The sequence below is a fragment of the Pseudomonas fluorescens genome, assembly GCF_902497875.1.
GTDB classification, from domain to species: Bacteria; Pseudomonadota; Gammaproteobacteria; order Pseudomonadales; family Pseudomonadaceae; genus Aquipseudomonas; species Aquipseudomonas fluorescens_BR.
The window spans coordinates 1-1534 of the sequence record NZ_CABVHY010000127.1; the positions used below are offsets into that span (position 1 = coordinate 1).

Here is a 1534-nt window from a genome sequence, read left to right on the forward strand (position 1 = left end):
GTCAAGGTCGGTACTGTTATCGATCCGGACATGCGCGACGAGTTGCACGTGACAGTGGTTGCCACGGGTCTGGGCGCGAAAATCGAGAAGCCTGTTAAAATCATTGATAATACCGTTCATACGTCGATGGCAGCTCAATCGCCGGCACCTGCCCGTCAGGAAATGCCGTCGGTCAACTATCGCGATCTGGACCGTCCAACCGTGATGCGCAACCAGGCTCAGGCCAGTGCTGCGACTGCGGCAAAGCTGAATCCGCACGATGATCTGGACTATCTGGACATCCCGGCATTCCTGCGTCGCCAGGCCGATTGATGAAATGTATCAGGGGTATTAGGGTGATTGGTGTTCAGCAAAGGTCTGGTCTGCTATTATCGCCAGCCTTTGTTGATACCAGTTCGCAATTTGCGCTGAAGCGGCCCAAGCCATGATTAAACAACGCACCCTGAAAAATATTATCCGTGCCACAGGTGTAGGTCTGCACTCCGGGGAGAAGGTATACCTGACTCTCAAGCCTGCACCTGTAGACACCGGCATTGTGTTTTGTCGTGCCGACCTGGACCCTGTGGTGCAGATACCTGCTCGCGCAGAAAACGTTGGTGAAACCACTATGTCGACCACGCTGGTCAGCGGTGACACCAAAGTGGACACGGTGGAGCACTTGCTCTCGGCCATGGCTGGCCTGGGCATCGATAACGCCTACGTCGAGCTCTCCGCGTCTGAAGTCCCGATCATGGATGGTAGCGCTGGACCCTTCGTATTCCTGATTCAATCTGCCGGCCTGGAAGAACAGGACGCAGCCAAGAAGTTCATTCGTATCCTGCGTGAAGTGACTGTGGAAGACGGCGACAAGCGCGCCACTTTCCTGCCTTTCGAAGGCTTCAAAGTGAGCTTTGAGATCGATTTCGATCACCCGGTGTTCCGTGACCGCATTCAAAGTGCCAGCGTGGATTTTTCCAGCACTTCGTTCGTAAAAGAAGTCAGCCGCGCCCGTACCTTTGGTTTCATGAGTGACATCGAGTACCTGCGCAAGCACAACCTCGCACTCGGCGGTAGCGTTGAAAACGCCATCGTGGTCGACGCGGATGGAGTACTGAACGAGGACGGCCTTCGCTATGAAGACGAATTCGTCAAGCACAAGATCCTCGATGCAATTGGTGACCTCTACCTGCTGGGCAACAGCCTGATAGGTGAGTTCCGCGGCTTCAAGTCGGGGCATGCACTGAACAACCAGCTTCTGCGCAAATTGATTGAGCAGAAAGATGCCTGGGAAGTCGTGACCTTCGAAGATGCCAGCACTGCGCCGATCTCTTACATGCGTCCAGTTGCGGCCGTGTAAGCAATACTCTCTTTCTTTAGTTTTTAAAGGCTGCCTTCGGGTGGCCTTTTTTTATGGAAGCGGATTACGGTTGTCTCTATTTTGGTGGCGCTTATCAGGACGTCATCGCGAGCAGGCTCGCTCCCACTGTTGATCTTTAGTGAACACAGATTTGGGTTCCACAGAGAACCAATGTGGGAGCGAGCCTGCTCGCGATGA

Annotated in this window: 1 protein-coding gene and 1 pseudogene; both read left to right on the forward strand. The window is 54.0% G+C overall.

The features are described 5' to 3' along the window. Nucleotides 1-312 (forward strand): annotated as a pseudogene (locus tag F8N85_RS34100) (cell division protein FtsZ); the annotation flags it as partial. Between the two features lie 112 nt (nucleotides 313-424). Next, on the forward strand, nucleotides 425-1336 hold the full coding sequence (gene lpxC, locus F8N85_RS34105) for a UDP-3-O-acyl-N-acetylglucosamine deacetylase (protein ID WP_150802080.1): 912 nt from the start codon (nucleotides 425-427) through the stop codon (nucleotides 1334-1336). The last annotated feature ends 198 nt before the right edge of the window (nucleotides 1337-1534 follow it).

Bases quoted from the DNA above. Each gene is read 5' to 3' on its own strand.
- lpxC (WP_150802080.1), top strand. From the start codon at position 425: ATGATTAAACAACGCACCCTGAAAAATATTATCCGTGCCACAGGTGTA.